The sequence below is a fragment of the Pedobacter sp. R-06 genome, assembly GCF_049913135.1.
In the GTDB taxonomy this organism is placed as follows: Bacteria; Bacteroidota; Bacteroidia; order Sphingobacteriales; family Sphingobacteriaceae; genus Pedobacter.
On record NZ_CP183977.1, the window covers coordinates 1,507,494 to 1,530,750 of the forward strand.

Annotated in this window: 23 protein-coding genes; 20 read left to right on the forward strand and 3 right to left on the reverse strand. The window is 40.7% G+C overall.

Annotated elements, in window-relative coordinates; translation table 11 throughout:
- Nucleotides 1-367 precede the first annotated feature (367 nt).
- From ACN9MR_RS06355 to ACN9MR_RS06430, 16 genes are all read left to right on the forward strand, one after another.
- Nucleotides 368-1,000, forward strand: coding sequence for a hydrolase (locus ACN9MR_RS06355; RefSeq protein ID WP_426328769.1), 633 nt, complete (start codon nt 368-370; stop codon nt 998-1,000).
- Between the two features lie 16 nt (nt 1,001-1,016).
- Nucleotides 1,017-2,396, forward strand: a complete 1,380-nt coding sequence (locus ACN9MR_RS06360; protein WP_426328770.1) for an alginate export family protein — start codon at nt 1,017-1,019, stop codon at nt 2,394-2,396.
- An 11-nt stretch (nt 2,397-2,407) separates the two neighbouring features.
- Nucleotides 2,408-3,148 (forward strand): M17 family peptidase N-terminal domain-containing protein, encoded by a 741-nt coding sequence (locus ACN9MR_RS06365; protein ID WP_426328771.1) that lies wholly within the window; start codon nt 2,408-2,410, stop codon nt 3,146-3,148.
- Between the two features lie 27 nt (nt 3,149-3,175).
- Nucleotides 3,176-5,068: an amidohydrolase gene (locus tag ACN9MR_RS06370; protein WP_426328772.1), complete on the forward strand. Its 1,893-nt coding sequence runs from the start codon at nt 3,176-3,178 to the stop codon at nt 5,066-5,068.
- A 3-nt stretch (nt 5,069-5,071) separates the two neighbouring features.
- Nucleotides 5,072-5,506, forward strand: a complete 435-nt coding sequence (locus tag ACN9MR_RS06375) for a DoxX family protein (RefSeq protein WP_426328773.1) — start codon at nt 5,072-5,074, stop codon at nt 5,504-5,506.
- A 20-nt stretch (nt 5,507-5,526) separates the two neighbouring features.
- Nucleotides 5,527-6,000: a Dps family protein gene (locus ACN9MR_RS06380; RefSeq protein WP_426328774.1), complete on the forward strand. Its 474-nt coding sequence runs from the start codon at nt 5,527-5,529 to the stop codon at nt 5,998-6,000.
- A gap of 13 nt (nt 6,001-6,013) precedes the next feature.
- Nucleotides 6,014-6,703, forward strand: coding sequence for a YoaK family protein (locus tag ACN9MR_RS06385; protein ID WP_426328775.1), 690 nt, complete (start codon nt 6,014-6,016; stop codon nt 6,701-6,703).
- 2 nt (nt 6,704-6,705) lie between these two features.
- Complete coding sequence (locus tag ACN9MR_RS06390) at nt 6,706-9,012, forward strand: tetratricopeptide repeat-containing sensor histidine kinase (protein ID WP_426328776.1); 2,307 nt, start codon at nt 6,706-6,708, stop codon at nt 9,010-9,012.
- A 5-nt stretch (nt 9,013-9,017) separates the two neighbouring features.
- Nucleotides 9,018-9,953 (forward strand): ring-cleaving dioxygenase, encoded by a 936-nt coding sequence (locus tag ACN9MR_RS06395; protein ID WP_426328777.1) that lies wholly within the window; start codon nt 9,018-9,020, stop codon nt 9,951-9,953.
- A 5-nt stretch (nt 9,954-9,958) separates the two neighbouring features.
- Nucleotides 9,959-10,264 (forward strand): GNAT family N-acetyltransferase, encoded by a 306-nt coding sequence (locus ACN9MR_RS06400; protein ID WP_426328778.1) that lies wholly within the window; start codon nt 9,959-9,961, stop codon nt 10,262-10,264.
- A 2-nt stretch (nt 10,265-10,266) separates the two neighbouring features.
- Entirely contained in the window at nt 10,267-10,881 is a 615-nt protein-coding gene (locus ACN9MR_RS06405) for an alpha/beta hydrolase (protein ID WP_426328779.1), read from the forward strand.
- An 8-nt stretch (nt 10,882-10,889) separates the two neighbouring features.
- Nucleotides 10,890-11,516: a TMEM175 family protein gene (locus ACN9MR_RS06410; RefSeq protein WP_426328780.1), complete on the forward strand. Its 627-nt coding sequence runs from the start codon at nt 10,890-10,892 to the stop codon at nt 11,514-11,516.
- 25 nt (nt 11,517-11,541) lie between these two features.
- On the forward strand, nt 11,542-12,489 hold the full coding sequence (locus ACN9MR_RS06415; protein ID WP_426328781.1) for a D-2-hydroxyacid dehydrogenase family protein: 948 nt from the start codon (nt 11,542-11,544) through the stop codon (nt 12,487-12,489).
- A 598-nt stretch (nt 12,490-13,087) separates the two neighbouring features.
- Complete coding sequence (locus ACN9MR_RS06420; protein WP_426328782.1) at nt 13,088-14,023, forward strand: alpha/beta fold hydrolase; 936 nt, start codon at nt 13,088-13,090, stop codon at nt 14,021-14,023.
- 60 nt (nt 14,024-14,083) lie between these two features.
- Nucleotides 14,084-15,259: an MFS transporter gene (locus ACN9MR_RS06425; protein WP_426328783.1), complete on the forward strand. Its 1,176-nt coding sequence runs from the start codon at nt 14,084-14,086 to the stop codon at nt 15,257-15,259.
- A 345-nt stretch (nt 15,260-15,604) separates the two neighbouring features.
- A complete protein-coding gene (locus tag ACN9MR_RS06430) occupies nt 15,605-17,293 on the forward strand; it encodes a sigma 54-interacting transcriptional regulator (protein WP_426328784.1) in 1,689 nt (562 codons plus the stop codon).
- Between the two features lie 113 nt (nt 17,294-17,406).
- Here ACN9MR_RS06430 and ACN9MR_RS06435 read toward each other — a convergent pair whose 3' ends face one another.
- On the reverse strand, nt 17,407-17,586 hold the full coding sequence (locus ACN9MR_RS06435; protein WP_169501870.1) for a hypothetical protein: 180 nt from the start codon (nt 17,584-17,586) through the stop codon (nt 17,407-17,409).
- A 251-nt stretch (nt 17,587-17,837) separates the two neighbouring features.
- On the opposite strand from ACN9MR_RS06435, the gene ACN9MR_RS06440 reads away from it, so the two are divergent.
- The 3 genes from ACN9MR_RS06440 to ACN9MR_RS06450 are packed head-to-tail and all read left to right on the forward strand — an operon-like array spanning nt 17,838 to nt 19,699.
- Nucleotides 17,838-18,170, forward strand: a complete 333-nt coding sequence (locus tag ACN9MR_RS06440) for a phosphoribosylpyrophosphate synthetase (protein WP_426328786.1) — start codon at nt 17,838-17,840, stop codon at nt 18,168-18,170.
- A 9-nt stretch (nt 18,171-18,179) separates the two neighbouring features.
- Nucleotides 18,180-19,424 (forward strand): NAD(P)/FAD-dependent oxidoreductase, encoded by a 1,245-nt coding sequence (locus ACN9MR_RS06445; protein WP_426328787.1) that lies wholly within the window; start codon nt 18,180-18,182, stop codon nt 19,422-19,424.
- Between the two features lie 2 nt (nt 19,425-19,426).
- On the forward strand, nt 19,427-19,699 hold the full coding sequence (locus tag ACN9MR_RS06450; RefSeq protein ID WP_426328788.1) for a UBP-type zinc finger domain-containing protein: 273 nt from the start codon (nt 19,427-19,429) through the stop codon (nt 19,697-19,699).
- A gap of 382 nt (nt 19,700-20,081) precedes the next feature.
- Here the strand turns inward: ACN9MR_RS06450 and ACN9MR_RS06455 are convergent, their stop codons facing one another.
- Together ACN9MR_RS06455 and ACN9MR_RS06460 are read right to left on the reverse strand one after the other, a co-directional pair.
- Nucleotides 20,082-20,894: a helix-turn-helix domain-containing protein gene (locus ACN9MR_RS06455; RefSeq protein ID WP_426328789.1), complete on the reverse strand. Its 813-nt coding sequence runs from the start codon at nt 20,892-20,894 to the stop codon at nt 20,082-20,084.
- A 143-nt stretch (nt 20,895-21,037) separates the two neighbouring features.
- Nucleotides 21,038-22,057, reverse strand: a complete 1,020-nt coding sequence (locus tag ACN9MR_RS06460) for an SDR family NAD(P)-dependent oxidoreductase (protein ID WP_426328790.1) — start codon at nt 22,055-22,057, stop codon at nt 21,038-21,040.
- Between the two features lie 214 nt (nt 22,058-22,271).
- On the opposite strand from ACN9MR_RS06460, the gene ACN9MR_RS06465 reads away from it, so the two are divergent.
- Nucleotides 22,272-23,249 (forward strand): aldo/keto reductase, encoded by a 978-nt coding sequence (locus tag ACN9MR_RS06465; protein ID WP_426328791.1) that lies wholly within the window; start codon nt 22,272-22,274, stop codon nt 23,247-23,249.
- Nucleotides 23,250-23,257 lie beyond the last annotated feature (8 nt).

Sequence of the window (23,257 nt, forward strand, 5' to 3'; positions counted from 1 at the left end):
TTGTTTCAGCATTTTTCCAATCAAATCGTCATGGCTAAATAGACCCTGATCCCGAATCTTCGAAACAGGATGACGATCCGATGAAGAACGAATGCACTATGGACGGCGCTTTCTAATCAAAAAGCTGTTAAACCAGTTGATTATGCACCCAACTTTGTGCGCTCAGTGCATTTCCTTCATTTTATCTGTGGTTAAAAAACAAGTTTTGATTTAAGTACCCTTTGCGGTAAAACAAAACATAAAATTCGTAAATCAACGATATATGGTTAATCATATTTTATGCTTTTTTGTGTAAGTTGTTGATTTGTAGTTGTTTGTTTGGTGGTATGTTTCTTGGAACAGTGAGGGAAACAAAAAATATTTAATTATGAAACCATCACCAGACTTATTATCTCCAGAAAACCACGCATTGGTATTAATCGATTTTGAAGGACAAATGGCTTTTGCGACCAAAAGTATCTCTATTACCGAACTTCGTACCAATGTGGCTATTATCTGTGGTGCATCTAAAATTTTTAACGTACCCACTATCGTAACCACAGTTGCTGAAGAATCGTTTGCTGGCCCTGTTTTTCCAGAGATTGAAGAATTTTATCCCCAGGCTACCTCAAATTATATCGATAGAACTTCGATGAACACCTGGGAGGATGAACCGGCTTACAAAGCAATCACTGCAACCGGAAAAAAGAAACTTGTATTGGCCGGTCTTTGGACAGGTGTTTGTATCGTTGGTCCAGCTTTATCGGCCTTATCAGAAGGTTTTGACGTTTTCGTAATTACTGATGCCTGCGGAGATGTAAGCAATGAGGCACACGAGCGTGCAGTTCAACGAATGGTGCATGCAGGTGTAAAACCGGTAACTTCTGTTCAGTACATCCTTGAACTTCAAAGAGATTGGGCAAGAACAGAAACTTACGAACCTGTAACCACTTTAATGAAAAAATATGGCGCAGGTTATGGCATAGGCATACAGTATGCACACAAAATGATAAAACACTAATCCTCATTTACATAAAATGAGAACTGATTATCCCCATTTGGCATTCGTTGTTGCAATCTGTTTTTGCTTATCAACAACAGTGGCTTTCGCCCAAGGCATTAAGCTTATGCGCTACGATGAGGATTATAGCAATTTGAAAGATTCGGACAGGAACTTTTATAACACTTTTAAGTTCCTGCCGCTTTCGGTAAACAAAAAAGTATACCTCAGTTTTGGTGGTGAGATCAGGGAGGAATATGGAGGGAAAATCAACGAAGATTGGATCAAAGACCAGGGTTTTAATTATTCTTTTTTACAGCGCTATTCGCTTTATGCCGATTTAAATATTGGTAAAAGACTGCGGTTTTTCGCCCAGGTAAACAGTGCGCTTGAAAACGGTAGTAAATATGGACCATCTCCGGTTGATGAAGACCAGCTTGCCGTTCAAAATCTTTTCGCAGAATATAGGATACTTAAAGATTCGTTAAATAAATTAACGGTTCGGGTGGGCCGGCAGGAAATTAATTACGGTTCGGGCCGGTTAATTTCTGTGCGGGAGGGCACTACGGTGCGGCAATACTTTACAGGAGCCAAGCTGATGTATGTAACACCACGGTTTTCGTTAGATGCATTTGTTTTAGAAGCCGATGAAGTTAATTTTGGGGTATTCGATAATCGCCCCAGCCATCAGGCCAATCTTTGGGGTGCTTATTCCAACCTCAATATCCGGAAAGGTGGAAACTTCGATTTCTATTATTTAGGTATCAGGCGTGATGATGCTGAATTTGAAGAAGGTATAGCAAAAGAAGTGCGGCATACAGTAGCTACCCGGTATTGGAAAAGCGGCGGGGGTTTTATCTATAATGTAGAAGCAGCGTATCAATTTGGCAGTTTTGGAAATGGCAATATCAATGCCTGGACGATGGCTATTGAATTGGGTTATACTTTCGAGCAAACCAGGTTTAAGCCATCCATCAACCTTCGGAATGATTATATTTCAGGCGACCGGAAGGCAGGGGATGGAAAGCTACAGACCTTTAACCCTTTATATCCGAAAGGAGGATATTTTGGCTTTAACCCGCTCATAGGACCATCGAATTTAATTGATCTGCATCCATACTTAACACTAGCCTTAACTGATAAATTAAGCGTTCAGGCTGATGTTGTTTTCAATTGGAGGTATTCCACAAATGATGGCATTTATCGCCCGAGCGGAAATTATAACACGGCAGGTTCCCTTTCTAATCACCGCTTTATCGGTACCACGTATCTGCTAAGTGCAGATTATAAAGTCAATAGCAACCTTTCATTTAGTTGTGGGGGACAATATTTCAGGGTAGGTGATTTTATAAAAGATATCGTACCGCTCTGGGACAATTCAAAGTTTTTTAATGCTCAGGTATCATACAAATTTTAAACAATAAGAAAATGAAAAATAACTTCACTAAACAATCAATAACAACTATCCAAAACTTCAGGCTAGCCATTATCATATTTGCTGTATTTGTTACAGGAACAGCATTTGCACAAAGCACCACCGCAATAGGAACGGCTAAAGTTTGGGGCACAGTAGATGGAGTGGCCATCGAAGGTGTTGTTCAGGGACCATCGGCACAGGTTAGCGATTTACAGATTGCCTGTGTTTTCGAATACACCGAAGGAGATATTTTTAATTCGCCACCCGCACTTCCGCCAGCTTTAAATGGTTTGGTACACCTAGATCAGGATATGAAAGGTTTAATCACCGAAATCCGCAAAAGCGGGAAGTTTTTGGGGCACGCTAACGAAACCATTTTAATTTCTCCACCAAAGGGCACCATAGGTGGCAAACGCCTGCTTTTAATCGGTCTTGGCGATCGGAATAAATTTACACCAGAACTGATGACCGGAGTAGGCAGCATTGCCATGAGAGAAGCGCTTAAACTTGGTGTAAACAATTTTTCTTTTGCAAGTGATTTAAAAGATGCAGGGATCGATTCGCCAACGGCATTGGTTGCCGGTAATGTTGTAAAAGGCATTTTCGAAGCCTACAGAACCCAAACCTGGTTAAAAGCAAAGAACATGGCAACCTTTAATCCAGTAGCGAAAGTCATCCTTTTAGCAGGGCCGGCATTTTTTACCACCGCCGGAGAAGGCATTCAGGATGCAATTGCTGCCATTAAAAACTAAGATCTTAAAATCTAAATAGAAGATACCATGACTGCAGATATCATTTTATTCAATGGTAAGGTTCATACCATTGCGAAGCAAAAGGAAGAAATAACAGCTGTTGCCATTAAAGATGGCAAGTTTATCGCCGTTGGTCGTGATAGCGACATCATGAATTTTTCGGGTTCTGCAACGAGGCTGATTGATCTTGGCAAAAAACGGGTAGTCCCTGGGATTAACGACTCACATATCCATTTAATCCGTGGTGGGTTAAATTTCAATCTGGAATTGCGCTGGGATGGTGTTCCATCACTGGCCGATGCCTTGCGGATGCTGAAGGAGCAGGTAGATATTACACCGTCTCCACAATGGGTGCGCGTAGTTGGAGGCTGGTCTGAGTTTCAGTTTGCCGAAAGAAGGATGCCTACACTCGAAGAGATAAATGCCATAGCACCTGAAACGCCTGTGTTTATTCTGCATTTATACGACCGTGCTTTTATGAACCGTGCTGCACTTAAAGCCGTTGGATATACAAAAGATACGCCTGCGCCTCCGGGCGGAGAAATCCAGAGAGATGCTAATGGGGAACCTACCGGATTGATTATCGCGAGCCCGAATGCGATGATTTTATATTCTACACTGGCAAAAGGACCAAAACTTTCTTACGAACATCAGGTAAATTCTACCCGTCATTTTATGACAGAACTGAACCGTTTCGGTATTACCAGTGTAATTGACGCTGGTGGAGGTTTTCAAAATTTCCCTGACGATTATAAAGTCGTAAACGAATTGAATGAGCAAAAACAACTTACTGTTCGTATTGCTTATAACTTGTTTACCCAACGCCCAAAACAGGAATTTGAAGATTTTGACAATTGGACCAATACCGTAAAACTTTATCAGGGAGATGATATGTACCGTCACAACGGGGCAGGCGAGATGCTGGTTTTCTCGGCAGCCGATTTCGAAGATTTCCTGCAGCCAAGGCCAGACCTCTCCGATAATATGGAGCCCGAATTGGAACGTGTGGTGCGTTTACTGGTCGAAAAAAGATGGCCCTTCAGGCTTCACGCCACTTATAATGAGAGTATCAGCCGCTTTCTAAATGTTTTCGAAAAAGTAAATAGAGATATTCCTTTTGCAGGTTTGCCCTGGATTTTTGATCATGCTGAAACCATCGACGAACGGAACATTGAACGTGTAAAAGCTTTAGGTGGTGGTATAGCGATCCAGAGCAGGATGGCTTATCAGGGCGAATATTTTACTGAAAGATATGGTGCAAAAGCTGCCTTACAAACGCCGCCGGTAAAAAAGATGCTCGAAATGGAAGTTCCTGTTGGCGGAGGCTCTGATGCCACACGCGTAAGCAGTTACAATCCATGGGTTTCGATGTTTTGGTTAACTGCCGGTAAAACAGTTGGTGGCTTGAAAATCTACAGCGAAGAAACCGTTTTATCAAGAGAAACTGCTTTAGAACTGTACACCAGGGGCAGCGCCTGGTTTTCGAACGAACAACAAAAAAAAGGCGATATCGAAGTAGGCATGCTTGCAGATTTAGCCGTTTTAAATCACGATTACTTCGAGGTTGCAGATGAGCAGATCAAAAGTATCGAATCTGATTTAACCCTAGTTGATGGCAAAATTGTGTATGCCAAAGGTGATTTCTCTTCTTTTTCTCCGCCAAAAATCCCGATTCTGCCCGATTGGTCGCCAACTAAGAGCTATAACGGATACTATTCTCAGGCTACTCACAAAACAAATCAGCAGGGAAAAACAAAAGCTGCAAATGGAACCGATTCGGTTTTATCGATGGTGCATTCTTGCGTGGGTAGCTGTAATGTGCACAATCACAACCATGATGCGGTAAGGACAAGTAACCTCCCTGTAAACAATTACACCGCATTTTGGGGTGCATTGGGCTGCTCATGCTTTGCTTTTTAAACTATGGAAAATATCATCAAATACCTGTTGTATTCTGATTTGGGATCAGACCTTAACAATTGGGCGATACTGATTTTCAGGGTGCTGCTCATGCTCGAACTTTTTAGGGTTCATGGAATGAAAAAGTTCCGTGTTCAAAATGGAGAGAAGGAGCATGTGCCCAATCCCCTGGGGCTGCCCGATAAACTGAATGGTTTAGTGGCTACATTTTCGGATACCATTGTGCCATTTCTCGTTGCCATAGGTGTTGGAACCAGGCTGTTCCTTCTGCCATCTATAGGCGTAACGGCCATCGGGTACTTTGTAGTGCACAGAAAAGATTCAGTTGAGGTACGCGATGTGCCTTACATGTATACACTAGCCATGCTCTTTTTATGGGTAATTGGACCTGGCACTATTTCAATAGATCATTATTTATTCAATACACTTTTTAATTAAAAAACATTAAATCACAAATTATGGAAGCTAAAATTGGAATCAGCGCAGAAAACCTTACAGAAGTTGCACATTCATTGAGCAAAATTCTTGCAGATGAGTACGTTTTATACACCAAAACGCGCAAAGCACATTGGAATGTAGAAGGACCAGACTTTTACAACAAACACAAATTCTTCGAAGCGCAATACACTCAATTGGAAGATATAGTTGATGAAGTTGCAGAACGTATCCGTAAACTCGGTCATTATGCACCAGCATCGCTTAAACAATTCCTAGAATTGACACATTTGACAGAAGACGATCGTGGTAAAAACGATGCACAAACCTACATCAAAATACTGCTTGCCGATCACGAAAGTATCTTGATCCATTTAAGAGAAAACATTGATAATTATGCAGGTGCACTAAAAGACGCCGGAACAAGCGATTACATTACAGGTTTAATGGAAACACACGAAACCATGGCCTGGATGTTAAGGGCGCATTTATCATAAAATCAAAAACAAAATGGAAGAAAAACAGAACAATATCTGGTTTGTAACCCTTGTATTAACGATTATAGCGGGCTATTGCGATAGTATCACTTTTGTTGCTGCCGATAAAATCTTCTCGGCACACGTTACCGGAAACTTTATCGTATTCGCTTATCAAATTATTAAAGGCTCTGATGGCGATGCATGGATCAAACTGCTAACTTTCCCAATATTTATGCTGTCGGTTATGGCTGGAGGCTGGATATCGGCGAGATTTTCGAACAGGCATTTTCTGCTTTTATGCGAAGGAATTATTCTTTTGCTTGGTGGTGCATTAGCATATTCATTAGGTTATATCGATAATGGTGAAGTTACCTGGCCAATGTACCTGGTTACCATGATTGTTGTTTTCGCTATGGGGCTGCAAAATGCCTTTGGGAAACTTTTTGCCAAAGCAACCTATGGGCCAACCACCATGATGACAGGGAATGTAACCCAGTTCGCACTTGACATCAGGTCTTTTTGTAATTCTGGTTTTAAAAACACCGATTTCCGCTCGGGGATAAACAAAGGATTAATCACACTAGGTGGCTTTTTAATAGGATGCCTTCTTGGCGCCTGGATCGGGCAGCTATTTGGTTTGGTGGGTATTGTGCTACCCGGTGTCGCGATGATTATTTGCTATTATAGCACAAAATCAAGCATAAACAATGTTACGCTTTAAATATGCTGGACAGAAATAGTGCAATCATTTTTTTAAACAAGAACATTAAATGTTTGTTAATCACCTTCGTTCTGATCAACCCTGCCTTTGTAAAAGGGCAGGGCATTAGAACGGAAACTGAGGTAAAAGCTGCTGAAATAAAACTGCGCAGGCATGGTCAAACTGAAAATAAGGTCGACTTATTGGTTGATGTGGGTACCTATTACCTCAATTTGCCTGGTGAGATAAAAGCAGATTTAGCCAAGGCGATGAATTTACAGCAACAAGCTTTTATTCTGGCTGGCAAAATTGAATACCCAAAAGGAATAGCCAGGAGTATGGTGCTTAAAGGCAATATTCTCCGCGAATCAGGAGATAAGGCGGGCAGTACTAAAACCTATGAGCAAGCAATCGCTTTTGCCCGTAATATGGATCTAAAAGATCAATTGGCAGCCGCTTATGCTGCCATGGGTACTCTTTTTGGCAATGAGGGAAAAGATCTTGAAAAAAAGATCGGCTACAACGAAAAATCACTGGCCTTATACCGCTTAACAGGCAATAAATTAGAGGAGGGGAATTCACTTAAAAACCTGGGCGATTATTACAATATAAAAGGACAGCCTGCCTATGCCATTAAATTAATGGATTCGTCCCTTGCTGTTTATAACGCCATTGGATTTAAGGAACTGCAGGGTGTTTACAACAATATGTGTATCACCAATATTGGTTTGGGCAACTTTTCCAATGCACTAAAATACGGTTTGCTGGCAGAGAAGACTGCAGATCAACTGGCCGATACGAGTTTGCAAAGAAGCTCAATAAACAATCATTTAGGTTTAACCTATTATTACCTGCGGAATGATCAGAAAGCACTTGATTATTGGTTGGAGGCCAAGAAAATTGCAGAACGATATAAAGATCCTGGTTATATGCAGACCATCATTGCCAATGTAGCTACTATATTGGTGCGGATGAAAAAGTTCGAAGAAGGAATAGCCGCATTGAAAGAGCTGATTAAAAAATATCCGCCAACTGATACGCAGATGAAACTTCGGATCCCATACATTTTGTTCAACACTTATTACGATATTGAGCAATATGGCAAGGCCGAGCCCTATTTTAAGGAACTGCAAAAGTTTCATCACGATCTGCCTAAAGATGATCCGAATCAGATCTATTTATACCGGAGTATCATCAGGAAATTAATTCACGATAAACAGTTTATAGCTGCCGATGGCTATTTAAAAGAACATGAAAAACAAAGTTTGCAGCAGAAAAACTTATTGGCACTTTCTCAGTTGCACCGGCTTTGGTTCGATGTAGATTCTGCATTGAATAAACCCTGGTCGGCAGTGGCGCACTATAAAACCTATAAAAGATTAACTGATTCTATCTGGAACAACGAAAAGAACAAGCAAATTTCGGGTTTGGAAATTGAATACCAGACTGAGAAAAAGGATAAGGACATTGCATTGCTTAGTCAGAAAAATCAATTGCAGAAAGTTACGATCGAAAATGAGGGCAGATTGAGGTATATATTTATTGCCGGTTTATTAATCGCTGCCATGTTTGTGGGTTTGATTTATAACCGCTATCGTTTAAAAAGGCGCAGCAACCTTATTTTAGAACAAAAACAGGGGGAAATAAATGCGCAGAACGAACTACTCAGAAAAATACTCAACGAAAAAGAATGGCTTCTGCGCGAAATCCATCACCGGGTTAAAAACAACCTGCAGATTGTTATCAGCCTGCTCAATACCCAATCTGCTTATCTGGATAATGAAGATGCTTTAGTAGCGATTAGAAATAGCCAGAACCGGATGCATGCCATGTCGCTCATCCACCAGAAGCTTTACCAATCCGATAATCTGGCAGAAATTGATATGAAATGGTACATCAAAGAATTGGTCGATTACATGATCGAATGTTTTGGTACTGATAAGAAAATCCAGTTTACATTAGAAACTGAGGTGATTAAATTAGATGTTGCACAGGCCGTCCCGCTTGGCTTGATCCTGAACGAGGCCATTAGTAACGTGATTAAATATGCCTTTCCAGCTGATAAAAAAGGTAAAGTACACATTTCTTTCCTGTTTACAGGCGAAGAGATCTGCGAACTTAAAATTGCGGATACCGGAATTGGTTTGCCGGATGGTTTTGATCCGGAAAATACTGAATCACTTGGAATGAGCTTAATGACCGGCCTTACCGAACAGCTTAACGGAGAAATAAAAATGTGGAATGATGATGGCCTTGTGCTTGATGTCATCTTTAAACGCCACAACGAATTAATTACAGAAAGTTCAGCACTATTAATAAATAAAAATTAAACGATATGAATAATAACATTTTAGGTTTGCATCACATTACAGCGATTGCAGGCAATGCACAGCAAAACTTCGATTTTTATACCAAAACGCTAGGTTTAAGATTGGTGAAAAAGACGGTTAACTTTGACGATCCGGGTACTTATCATCTATATTATGGCGATGAAACCGGATCAGCAGGAACCATCCTTACTTTTTTTCCATGGGAAGGAATTGGGCAGGGAACTGAAGGCGTGGGCATGGCGACAGAAATTGGTTACTCGGTACCTGAGGGCAGCCACCAGTTCTGGTTAGAAAGATTTGGTGTAGCAAATGTTAAAACGAAAGAAATTACTGAACGTTTTGGGGAACAGGTATTGGCTTTTAAAGATCCAGATGGTTTGTCGCTGAGTTTAATTGTGCCAAAAACAGCAGATATAAGAACGCCCTGGGAAACTGCCGGGATTAAAAAGGATACCGCGACCAAAGGCTTTCACAGCACCACTTTAACTTTGCAAGGCATCGATGAAACGGCTAAGGTACTCACCGATCTATTTGGTTACCGGTTATTGGGACAAGAAGAAAACCGCTATCGTTTTATTACCGATACAGTAGAAAATGCAGCCATTGTAGATCTGTTGGAAGTTCCGTCTGGCCACAGAGGCAGGAATGCAGCCGGTACCAACCACCATGTGGCATTTCGTGTTAAAAACGAGGATATCCAAATGGAATTGAGGGAGCAGATTCTGAGTAAAAACTTACAGATTACCCCTAAAATCGATCGTGATTATTTCTATTCTTTATATTTCCGCGAACCGGGAGGTGTACTTTTCGAAATCGCTACAGAAAATCCAGGTTTCACCGTTGATGAACCCTTGAATGAGTTGGGCACACATTTAAAATTACCGCATCAACACGAGCATTTACGCGAAGATTTAGATAAATTACTTCCAAAATTAATTTAAAAAAGATGGCACAAGTAAAATTAAACATTCAGGAGGGCGAACCAAGTTCCTTCGATATTTATGATGAGGACGGAAAAGTTGGCGAAATGATTTTTGATATCAAAGATTCAGACTTAACCGTTTACCATACCGAAGTAGATCCGGCGAAAGAAGGAAAAGGTTATGCTAAAATGTTACTCGATGCAATGGTTGCTTATGTACGAGAAAATAAATTGATGGTGATTCCCATGTGTCCTTACGTACACCTTCAGTTTAGACGCCACGAAGATTTGTATGCAGATATCTGGAACAAAATAAAGGAGGAAGAATAAAGATGAAAGAAACTATAAAAGCCGGAAAAAGCCTTGATCAGGCAGAAAAAGTGCTGATCATGATCCACGGGCGCGGCGGAACTGCAGAAGATATTTTATCAATGGCAGAATACCTGAATGTTTCAGGTTTTGCCTTGGTGGCGCCACAGGCAACCAATAATACCTGGTATCCACAGTCATTTCTGGCCCCTCGGGCAGCCAATGAACCTTCCTTGTCAAATGCCTTAAATACCATAAAAGAAACCGTGCTTAATCTGGAAAAAGAAGGTTTTTCGAAAGAGCAGATCTACTTTTTGGGTTTCTCACAGGGTGCCTGCTTAACGCTCGATTATGTTGCAGGCAACGCAGCGCGTTATGGTGGCGTGGTGGCTTTTACCGGTGGTCTTATCGGCGAAGCGGTAGATCACCGCAATTATCATGGCGACTTTGATGGTACACCCATTTTTATCGGGAGCAGCGATCCCGATATGCATGTTCCGGTATCGAGGGTAAAAGAATCAACAACTTTACTCGAAGATATGGGGGCAAGGGTTACCGAGATTATTTACGAAAATATGGGACATACCATCAGTCATTCAGAAATAGCACAGGTAAATAAGCTGATTTTTAACGACTAATTGAGCGAATGGAAAAAGAAACAGAAAGAATAGAGGCTTTTAGCGATGGTGTTTTTGCTATATCGGTAACTCTTCTGGTGCTCGACCTTCATGTGCCAGAAGTAAAAGATGGCAACACCTACAAACAGCTGCTTGAGCAATTAGTGCTCCAGTGGCCGGGTTATATTGCCTTTATCATCTCATTTTTCAGTATTTTCATTATCTGGGTAAATCACCATAAAGTTTTTAAACAGATTTACAAACGAAACACAGGGCTGATGTTTGCCAACGGACTCATTTTGTTCCTGGTTTCGCTTGTTTCTTTTCCCAGTGCCTTATTGGCGAGATTTTTTTTAACAGATTCCAAACAGCTTTCAGTTACCATTTACACCGGCTTATTTGTTTTGATTAACGTGGCTTTTAACCTGCTTTGGCAGCAAGCTACTTCAGATAAAAAATTATTGCGCCCGGGAATAAGCAATGCCGCCATCAGGCAACTCAGAAATAACTATCTGTATGGATTTCCGACGTATTTACTCGCATTTGTACTTTCGTTCTTTTATCCCAATTTCGCGCTGCTGATCTGTGTTCTACTTTGGATATTCTGGGCAGCATCATCTAAGAAAATTAATTTTACCGAAACACCGGCTTTGTAATTAAAAGGATTTAAATTCATAAAACATGTCAAAATATAAAATCGCAATACTTGATGATTATCAGGATGTAGCGAAATCATTTGTCGATTGGACCGTGCTTGCCGAGTACGCCGATATTAAAGTATTTACCGATCATCTTCATGGAGAGGATGAAATTGTAGAACGCTTGAAACACTTTGAAATCATTTGCGTGATGCGCGAACGTACCCCTTTAACTGCAGCTTTACTCATGCAACTGCCTGAGCTGAAACTGATCGTTTCTACAGGTGCCAGAAATCGGTCTATTGATGTTGCTGCAGCTGAAAAATTGCAAATTGAAGTACGTAATACCGGCTATTTAGGTCATGGTGCTTTAGAGCTTACCTGGGCACTCTTAATGGCCATCGCGAAACACATTCCGCAAGAAAATGCCAATCTGCGTGCCGGTGGCTGGCAGCATATGGTGGGTAGTGATTTAAAAGGGAAAACCCTTGGCATATTAGGACTTGGGAATTTGGGTGCAAAGGTTGCTGCAGTAGCAAAAGTTTTTGATATGGATATCATTGCCTGGAGTGAAAACCTAACGCCCGAAAAAGCACTAGCTGGCGGTGCGAGATATGTAGATAAAAAAACTTTATTCCAGGAGTCTGATTATTTAACCGTTCATATGGTGTTGAGCGATAGGAGTAAAGGTATTGTGGGTGCCGAAGACTTGGTACTCATGAAACCAACCGCCTACCTGGTCAATACCTCAAGAGGGCCATTGGTTGATGAAGAAGCACTGATCAAAAGCCTGAAAGAAAATAAGATTGCCGGCGCAGCTTTAGACGTTTTTGATAAGGAGCCGCTTGATGAAGATCATCCTTTCAGAAAGTTAAACAATGTATTGGCTACACCACATATCGGCTTCGTTACCCAAGATACCTATAACCTTTTTTTCAACGACATTGTTAAAGCCTTAATGGATTGGCTGCCAAAACATCTAAAAAATTAAATTTCCATGGTGTCAGATGTTACCATCTGACATGAATAAGAGGTTTTGATGAGTGACTTCGGCATATCGGTTAATAGGTAGGAATGAAGGATCAGCAACCTTAGAAGGTTGCCTTTTCCAGTTTGTGTCCAATGTTATTAAGTTAAGTGTCCCGGTCGCCAGTTTGAGTGTAGTCGAAGACTTCTTGAATTTATAAAACGCAAATAAAAGCCCTTCGACTACGCTACCATTAACAGATTCCCATAGAGATGTCGTCATTGCTGGGGAACGAAGTGAGCTCATGAACGCATTTTAGAAAAAAATTGCAAAATGAATAATCCTAATGAGCACGTTGGTAGCGATCGTTGTGAGATTGCCTCCATATCCATCATCCTGAGGCACCGAGGATCTGCATCTATTAAGTTCACCTTTTCCCTGCTTTCCATTACCTCAAAAAATAATTGAATCATAAATTAACGAAATAAGGTAAGCTTAAAATGTATTTATTTTATTTAATTGTATGATAATCAATTTGTTGATGGTTGGCTTTTGTTTTGAAAGATAAGAGATAGCCCCTAAAGTAGTGGCATGATCAATTATTTTAAAACAAAAACAAATTATGATGAAGTACAATCAACTCATTGCGGTCACTTTACTCGTTTCGGCAATTGGTTTAAGCGCGTGTAAGGAACAGCCGAAAGAAAACAAAGAAGAAACACAAAAAACAGCTACCGAAGGAAGAAAAGAATACTATGAGGTTGCGCCAAATGTAAAACTGCACGTAACTGATTTAGGCAATGGTCCGGCAGTGGTGCTGATCCATGGTTACCCATTAAGCGATGCGTCCTGGGAGTATCAGTACCATGCTCTGGTTAAGGCCGGTTATCGGGCGATTGGGATTACTTTAAGAGGCTTTGGCCAGTCTGATAAACCATTTGGTAAATATGATTATGATCAGTTTGCGGATGATATCAAAAGTGTTTTAGATCAAATGGATATTAAGGATGCGGTAATCGGCGGGCATTCTATGGGGGGTGCAATCGTGTTACATTATGCAGCCAAATACAATGGTGCACACATTAAAAAGCTTGGTTTGTTCTCGGCCGCCGCACCTCGTCACACTAAAACTGCCGATTATCCTTACCCATTATTCACAAAAGAGGATATCAGTAGCTGGGTTGCCCTTAATGATTCAGATCGCCCTGCATTATTGGCTGCGGTTGGAGGTAAATTTGCTTTAAATGCCACTTCACTCTCTCCAGGTATCGGCCAGTGGTTATACTCGATAGAACTTCAATCATCAGCTTATGCAATGGAGCAAGCACTTATTTCTTTAAGAGATGAAGATTTGAGGGCTGATTTAGCAAAAATCAAAATCCCAACTTTAATCATGCATGCAAAAAACGATCACATTGTTGCCTATGCATTAGCGCAACAAATGAATAAAGGAATCGAGGGTTCTAAACTCGTAACCTTTGATAAAAGCGGCCATGCTTCCTTTCTCGAAGAAAAAGATAAGTTCAATGAAGAACTGATCAAATTCATTAAAGAATAATCAATCATTGGTGGATATCGGGCACATTACATGCCGAATATCCACCTTTTAACATTATACATGATGTCAGAAAAACAAAAACTAAGTACCGCCCAGATTCTCATTATGTCAGTAACGGCAGGAATATGTGTGGCCAACGTTTATTACAGTCAGCCTATACTTGGTGCAATTGCCTCATCTTTAAAAATAGATGAGAAATCGGCAGGACTAATTTCGGTTTTATCTCAGGCTGGATACGGTTTGGGCTTATTTTTTTTAACGCCGCTGGGCGATAAAATGGACCGAAAGAAATTAATTCTTTATTTGCAGCTTGCATTGGTAGCAGCTTTGGTTGCAATGGCTTTATCACGAAATTTGGCTATAATTTATGCCTCGAGCTTAGCTGTTGGTTTATTTGCCGTTTCCGCTCAGGTGATTTTGCCTATGGCAGCAAGTTTGGTTTCCGAAAACAGAGGAAAGATAGTGGGAATCATTTTTACGGGTATTTTGGTTGGCGTTTTAGCGGCCAGGGTATTCAGTGGATTCATTACTGAATGGCTCAGCTGGCGTTACGTTTTCGGTATTTCCGCAATAATGGTTGCACTATCAACTATATTAATGCAAACAGATTTTCCTTCAGGTAAAGACCGTTTTGCTGGCAGTTATGCCGAGTTGCTTCAATCAACTTTCGGGCAGTTTAAACGTTTTGAAACTTTGAGAAGAACGGCCTTAATAGGTGCGCTAACTTTTGGTACCCTAAGTTCATTTTGGATTGCTTTAACTTTTCATCTTAGCGGTGCCCCATTTAATTATCAAACCGATACCATAGGTTTATTTGGCCTGTTAGCTGTCACCGGTGCTTTATTGGTTCCACTCTTTGGGAAACTTTCTGATGCTGGCGGAAAACCAAAGCGTTCGCTCATTATTACGCTGTCTTTGGTTATCGCGAGTATTCTGGTATTAAAAGTTTTTCCTTTTTCGGTGATTGCGCTTTCAGTTGCTGTGGTATTGTTAGATATAGGTGTGCAGGCCACCCAGGTAACTAATATAGCACTAATTTATAGCCTCGATTCAAAAGCCAATAGCAGGATCAATACGGTTTACATGACCTGCTATTTTATCGGTGGTGCAACCGGCGCCTTAGTTGGGTTAATCTGCTGGAAAATGGGCGGCTGGGAAATGGTAACCTGGCAGATGATTACTTTTGCAGCGCTTGCATTTTTGATGGTCATCATTGGAAAGGATAAGGAAAGATGATGTTTTGGGGCGTGTGATGCCCCATTCAATCACTTCATTATCAATCGCTGGATCATTCGGGTCTTCTACTTTATTTCGTATCCAAAATCGCCTTTTAGCGAAATATCGTGAGCCATTTATCTTCATGGCATTGCCAGTAAAGCAATAACGCCATATTCCTGCCTTTGGCATGTTCTTTGACTTCGCGGGTTTGAACAGTAAGTAAAAACCAATCCCTGCCGAATCAATCCTTCAATCGCTCAGTGATGATGAATGATTATCCGGATGTTGTTCGCTTTGGTGATGGTCTTAATTTCATTCATCCAATTCCCGGATAAATATTTTGGGAAAGATCAATTATAAAAAATGAGAAATCAGGAATCAGATTTTAACACGGGTACTAATGTTGATGGCAACGATGTTAAGCCTCATGCAGATTCTTATTTCGAAACAAGGGCAGAAACAGCAGCAGAACAAGAAAAGAATTTTACGCTAAGAGAATTGTTTCAGGGTGTGTTTTCTAAACTGCATCCTTTATTCTCGATTGATTGTGGTGCATTAATTCTGTACAACGAAGAAATGGACCACATTACAAGGGCTTATCTCACCGAAGCCATTTCCGGAAAAATATCCTGTACGGAAACCATTTCCGATCCGGTGAGCCTTTCGCTTATTACAAAAGAAATTTCGGGTTTTGATTTTCCTGTGCTCAAATCGCGGCAAGATTGGATAGCAGATTTTGGTGAGAACCATTGCCTCACCAATCATCCCACAGAATATCATTTTCATTGTTACATTCCTTTAGAGAATAACGGTCGCATACTGGGTACTTTTGAACTTCATAATTACCACAGGGAATTAAGTGCAGAAGGATTGACTTTTTGCTGTAACATTGCCGATTTTATTGCCGGACTGTTGGCCGTAATGAAGGAAAGAAATGGATGTTCGCCCAATCTGGGAACACTTGTCAAACCTGAAATGATAAACGAGCCCAAAACACTGGCTTTTGCTGATGAGAAAATTAAGCAGTTAGAAGAGGACATTGAAAAATTGCGTACACAGCTTGCTGAGTACCTCGTTTTTAAACCGGAAGAATCATCTGAAATTCTTACACACCCGGAAATTGTTGGCAATAGCCCGGAAATGCAGGAAGTTTACAGATTGCTCAACCGAATTTCATGTACAGAAACTACGGTTTTAATTTTAGGAGAAACGGGGACGGGTAAAGAGTTGATTGCCAAGGCGATTCATGACGCATCTGCACGAAGCAAGAAAACAATGATTAAGGTTAATTGTGGCGCCATTCCACCCAATTTGATCGAATCAGAACTTTTTGGTCATGAAAAAGGGAGTTTTACAGGTGCCACGGAAAGAAGGATCGGCAAGTTTGAACAAGCACATCAGGGTACCATCTTCCTGGATGAAATAGGCGAGTTACCGCTCGATCTGCAAGTGAGGTTACTCCGTGTTTTGCAGGAAAAGGAAATAGAACGTATTGGTGGCAAAACTACCATTCCAACTAATGTGCGTATCATTTCGGCCACAAACAGAAATCTTTTAGAAGAAGTAGAGGCGGGAAGGTTTAGGCGGGATTTATATTACAGGCTAAATGTTTTTCCGGTTTCATTGCCACCACTTCGAAATCGGAAATCGGATATCGCTGTGCTGGCTACTTTTTTCTTAGCAAAATTCGCCAAAAAGTTGAATCGAAATCTTGATGGATTTTCAAAAAAAGCAATTTCCACGATGATGGCTTATAGCTGGCCTGGGAATGTAAGAGAATTGGAGCACCTCATCGAAAGACAAGTGGTGATGGCAGACGGGAATGTGATTAAGGATATCGAAATTCCAGGCAATAACAAACAATCTGTATCTTCAGTTGGGTCTGTTAAAACCATATTTGAAAACGAACGCGATCATATATTCGCTGTACTAGCGTTGTGTAACGGACGGATTTCTGGTCAGCATGGCGCGGCAAAATTGTTGGGTGTTCCGGCAACCACATTGAATTCGAAAATCAAAAAGCTTGGCCTGGCCAAAAAACACATTTATTGATAAATCTTAAAGCAATAATGTTCGTGCTTATTCTTTGCAAATTGCTTACTAAAATGGCGATATCTCCTTAACTTTTTCGAAGATATCGCCATTTTTCCTGCATAACGATTGGCCTATATATCCAACTCGAAAGATGAGCGGGAGGCCTTGTCTGCCTGGTCTAATAAATCGGCATCGTGTTCAGCAGCCCTTTCATCACTAATGATCGTACTTTGATTCAATGCATCTTCCTCGCTGGTTAACGCATCTTCCTTATCGTCAGAAAGTTCTTCCTTATTTGGGTCTATAATCATGGCTTTTTTTATTTAAAGATAACCATTTAAATTAGTTTAAACTGCTATTTTTTGCTTTTTTATACATTGAATAACTCATCTTTTGATCGTTTATATTTTAAAAAATAAATATGACTGAACTTTATCATAAATTCACTTTATATCGTCAGTTTTTTATTAATCGTTTGTTTTTAATGTTTTGTTTTACAGTGTTTTGTGTGTTGGTTTGTTTTTTGGTAAATTAACACGTCATTTAAAAAGAACGAATGATTATGGATAACGATTATTTAAAACATATCGGAGAAATGACTTCACTTTCCGAAGTTGTAATTGCCCTGGTTAAACAGGGTTATATTGTCGATTTCAATTTGAACACTAGCCAGTTGGGTAGCGGAGAAAATCCAATTCAGGAGTCTCCCGAGCAATTTTTGATTGATAAACATTATCGTTTTGAAGGAGAATCTGATCCCGATGATGAGGCCATTGTTTATGCCATATCCTCTATTGATGGTAAAATAAAAGGAATTTTTGTGAATGGTTACGGCACTTCATCCGAAAGCGCCGGTGATGAAGTGATTAAACAATTAAAAACCCGAACCGATTAGAAATTGCTCATGAACAGGCTAAAACTATATGGTAAACCAGATTCTCCTGAAATTTACCCCATAAGAGACTTTTTAAAACGAAGTGTTATCGATTTCGAATGGTTCGACATTACGCATGATGATTTGGGATGGGGCCAGGGCATTACCTCATTTAATAATCCGGATAAGCAGCCTGTAATAGAATTTCCTGATGGCAAAGTGATCGTAAATCCAAGCTTAGAACAGATTGCCTGTAATCTGGGCTGGATTACCAAACCCAAATATGCGGAATATGATCTTTCGATTTACGGTGCTGGTCCGGCGGGATTAAGTGCTGCGGTTTATGCTGCATCAGAAGGGCTGAAAACTATCCTGATTGAGCGTGAGGCCATTGGTGGACAAGCTGGTACAAGTTCGCTGATCGAAAATTATCTGGGTTTTCCTGAAGGAATATCCGGGGCAAACCTTGCTGAAAGAGCCAGGCAGCAAGCACTAAAATTCGGTGTAGAGATTTTGCTTTTAAAAGAGGGAATCAAAGGTGAATTTTATAACAATAGAATCCATGTAGATTTTGCAACCGGTGAAAAGCTGGTCGCAAAAGCAAATATCTGTGCAACAGGAGTGGAGTATGCCAGATTGAATCTCCCTGATGAGGACCGGTTTTTTCATAAAGGGGTTTATTATGGTGCTGGTGCAAGTGAGGCTTTTTTCTGTCAGGATAAAGACCTTTATATTGTTGGCGGCGGAAACTCTGCCGGACAGGCCGCTACCTATTTTTCTGGCTTTGCCAAACGCGTTTTCATGGTAATCCGAAAAGGTAACCTTGCAGATACACTATCTGAATACCTGATTCAGCGGATAGCATCCATTAAGAATATTCATGTCCTGTATTATGCTGAAGTAGCGGCACTGGAAGGTGATGATTATCTGCAGCGCATTAAAATTGTAAACAGTCAGGATGGCACGGAAGCATGGCACGACACCTCAAAATTATTCATCTGCATAGGTGGAAAACCCAATACCGAATGGGCTGTTGAAACTGCAATCTGCAGAGATAGAAATGGATATCTTTATACAGGTAACGATTTGCTTAGTCTGGATCAATATAAGATGTGTTGGGAACTGGAACGGCCGCCTTATCATTTAGAAACCAGTGTCCCGGGCTCTTTTGCTGCTGGTGATGTCAGGTTTAATTCAGTAAAACGGGTTGCATCGGCTGTAGGTGAAGGTGCCATGGCGGTAACTCAGGTTCATCAATATTTATCAAAATTGTAATTATGGAAAGCAATAGCATCTGCAGCCATATTGAGGCTGTAAAAGAATTAAAAACTGCAAAAGAACATGTTTGTGAAACCTGTATAAAACAAGGTACAGATTGGGTGCATCTTCGTACCTGCCAAACTTGTGGCATTACCTTATGCTGTGATTCATCGCCAATGCAACACATGTCGCATCATTGCCGGGCAGAAAAACATCCTGTTATAATCTCCTCCGAACCGGGAGAACGGTGGATGTACTGCTTTCTGGATAATGAAATGGTTGAATACTGATTTTAACATGGAAAAGGTGGCTTTTGCTTAAAGCGTATGAAAAGTGTATGAAATTAATAGTAACCTGACCGGAAATAAATAGTTATGGAAAGAAATGCTTTCTGAGGTGATATGGTATATTCATCTCACTGTTGCGCGGTATTTTTGTAGGAATCTCTCCCGAACAGCCAGATTTCGATAAGAATTTTCAAAATTAGAAAAACAGAAGCTTAGCATTTTAAAGAAATCTAAACAGTGTTTTAGATTAATTTTTGGTTTCGCCAGGGGCTGGCTATTTAACAGGATCCGTGTATGTTGAGTATTCAGAAACTGACGATACTGGTATGCTCAGTGTTAGGTTTTCCGGAACATTTGAGGGCAGCCCGGTACTATTTTAAATCTGTTAATATCTGTTCGGCGAAAGCTGATTTGGAGACACACCGTATTTCTTTTTGAAAATAAAGGAAAAATGGGAGAGGTCTTCAAAACCGACTTCGAGGTAAATCTCAGTCGGCTTTTTCTTTTTTTCGACCAGGTGATAGTAGGCCAGTTCGAGCCTTTTATCGGTCAGCCACTTTTGAGGCGTGGTATTAAACAGTTTTTTGAAGTCCCTGTTAAAGGTTGACAAGCTGCGGCCAGTCAGGTAACCCAGTTTCTCCAGGGACATGTTGAACATAAAATTGCGCTGCATAAAATCGATCAGATCGATCTTACCAGGAACATCGAAGTTGGCAAGGACACTGTCTACGTTGGGATTGATCAACCGCAGGATATTGATCGCCTCTTCGATCTTGAGTGTTGCCAGGCTTTCGGGGAATTCACCTTCTATCTCAAAATAGGGAATTAGTGAAGCCAGGCAGCTTTCCAGCAATGGATGATTGCTGAAGCAGTATATCTTCTGCTCGGCTTGTTTCTTTTTATGCTCGTTTTTTTCGTAGAATTTTTTTAACCGCTCAGTGGATAAATGCATCACCACGGTTTTATGTGGCAGACCGTTTTTCGGGTAGTTGATGATCGTTGCCAGTTCGTTTCTTGGGATCAGGAAAATATCACCTGTTTTAAAACATAAGGTTGATTCTGCTTGTATGATCCTGGTTTCTCCCGAAATGAACCACACCAACATATGGTCATCAAACATCAGGTCTGATTTAAACAATTTGTCCTCATAGCTGGAAAGCTTGATGTCCTTGGTCAGGTATTTGGATATATGTTCCATGGTGATAAAGTTATTGGTTTTTGCTCATTTCTACTAAATACACTGGTAGCCATCAATCAAATACTCCGAACGGGTGATAAAGGATGCCTCTCCACTTGCAAGGAAGGTAATCCGTTTTGCTAATTTCCCGGCCTTTTTCATAGCTAGTTTACTTTGAATTCAAACCCTATCATATCCTCAGTTAGTTTCCATAGTCTTTTTGCGCTGCTTTCATCTAGCGAATAGGCCGTTACACCACTTTGATGTAATTTAGCTTTCTTTTGTGCAACGTGATCTTCAGATAGCAGTTCGGCGATATCGTTATCCTCGCAGTAAACGCCACCGATGCTGTTAAGCAAGGGACTGGTTGCAACCCATACTGAAGTCGCTGCGCCTTGTGGTATAGTTTTAAGGCTGGCCAATATTTCCGGACGCATATTTCCATTTTCATCAAAAAAGCCCATTTGTTTAAACAGCTCCATATCGGCATCTCTGGCTAACTCAGTTCCAGCGATTGATCCTGGATGTAGTGAGTAGGCTCTTACCTGATGTGCTTTTGCACGGTTATCCAGTTCAAGGGCGAACAGGTTGCTTGCTGTTTTTGACTGCCCATATCCTAAGAGCGTCTGGTATTCCCTGTGCTCAAAGTTGGGATCCTCGAAATCAAAAGGTGCCATGTGATGTCCCAGAGAAGAAACATTGACTACGCGTGCACCATTAGCAACTTTAAGTGCTGGCCATAATCTTGCCACTAACTGAAACTGCCCCAAATAATTAGTCGATAGTTGTGATTCGATCCCACGACTATCCCGTTGCAAAGGCACCCACATAATTCCCGCATTGTTGATCAATAAATGTAGCGGTTTGCCAGAAGTGAGGAATTTTTTGGCGAATGCATCAATGGTGTCTGGCTTAGCAAGATCCATTTGCTCAATTTCCACATTTGGGATGCCTTCGAGATTTTTTTTTGCTTTTTCGATATCCCTGGCCGGTACAATTACGGCTGCGCCTGCTGCTGCCAGTACTTTTGTTGTTTCCAGACCAATGCCGGTGTTACCGCCTGTTACGATTGCGATCTTTCCTTTAAGGTTAATGCCTTTGATAATTTCTGTTGCAGTTGAGGTCGCGCTAAAGCCTGAGCCCAATGGTTGCTGTAATGCGCCTTGATAATTGTTCTTTTCCATTTTTGTTTTTATTAAATGTATGAGACAAATTTAAGCGCTTGGTTAAAGGCGGATTTTGTTTAGCGTGTCAATTAACTTTGTTTATAAGGTCAGTTTTTTTAAAACGTTTAACAATCTGACTACAACAATTACCAATTGGGCTACTTTTTACAGTGCGACAATCAGGAGTTTTGTACTTGAGATTTATTCAGTTTTAGAAACAATCAAAAAAAATATGCAAACGAGAAAATTAGGGAATAGCGGATTGGAAGTTTCCGCATTGGGCTTTGGCTGTATGGGCTTAAACTTTCTGGACGGCAAAGGTCTTGATAACAAAGAGGCCATCAAGTTACTACGCAACGCAGTTGAAAGAGGTATTACATTTTTTGATACCGCGGAAGCTTACGGACCTTACACCAACGAGGAACTTGTTGGTGAGGCATTACAACATTATAGAAAAGATGTTGTAATCGCTACAAAATTTGGGTGTAAAGATGCCAGACCAGCGGTAGGTTTAGACAGCAGACCCGAAACGATTAGAGCAGTAACCGAAGCATCTTTAAAAAGATTAAAGACAGATTACATTGATCTGCTTTATCAGCACAGAGTTGACCCTAATGTTCCGATAGAAGATGTTGCGGGGACAGTAAAAGACCTGATACAAGAGGGCAAAGTAAAATATTTCGGTTTATCGGAAGCAAGTGCTAAAACTATCCGGAAAGCACATTCAATTCAACCTGTATCAGCATTACAAAGCGAATACTCTTTGTTTTGGCGTGAGCCAGAAAATGAAATCATGCCAACTTTAGAAGAGCTAGGAATTGGTTTTGTTCCCTTCAGTCCTTTGGGCAAAGGCTTCCTCGCAGGTAGCATAAACAAAAAATTAGAGGATATCGACCGAAGAAATATTATTCCCCGTTTCAGCGAAGAAAATATAAAGACCAATCTGGTTTTAGTGGAAGCACTTTCTGAAATTGCTAAACAGAAAAATGTTACGACAGGACAATTAGCATTAGCTTGGCTCTTAGCTCAAAAGCCTTGGATAGCACCAATCCCCGGAACTACAAAATTACATCGTTTAGAAGAAAACATTGGCAGTACAAATATTCTATTAACAGCCGATGAACTTATCGAAATTGACGCAACAGTAAATGGAATTACACTTGTAGGCGACCGCTATCCCGAATTTTTAGAAAAACAAATAGACAGATAAAAACCAAT